This window comes from Halomonas sp. V046 (assembly GCF_052645355.1).
The window spans coordinates 1-348 of the sequence record NZ_JBQXYF010000068.1 but is presented as its reverse complement, the minus strand read 5'-3'; the positions used below and the strand labels follow the sequence as shown (position 1 = coordinate 348).

At 64.9% G+C, this 348-nt stretch carries 1 protein-coding gene; it reads left to right on the top strand.

Going from position 1 to position 348, the window contains the following annotated elements:
• The coding region (locus tag ACUN9Y_RS22270) for a hypothetical protein (RefSeq protein WP_445462921.1) at nt 1-348 on the top strand (348 nt) is incomplete at both ends.

Below are 348 nucleotides of genomic sequence, written 5' to 3'. Positions count from 1 at the left end.
GTAATCTCGTCTCCCACCGCAATGCGCGCGATCATCAGCGCGAGTATCGCTATTCCCATCACCTGCTGACCCACTACACCGACCTCAATGGCATCGGCGTCGAGCTGACCTGGGACTGGCCGGGCAAGGCCGACGGCGCCCTGCCCTCCGCCCACGAAGCGCGCTGCGTGCGCAACCGTCTGGACGACGGCAGCGAAGACACCCGCTTCGAGTACCACCGCGAGCTGTGGTACACCCGCGTCACCGACGCCGGCGGCGTGGTCACGATCTATCGCTACAACTACCACAACGAGATCGAGTCGATCACCCACCCCTACCATCCGGCACTTGGCAGCGAGCACTGGCGCT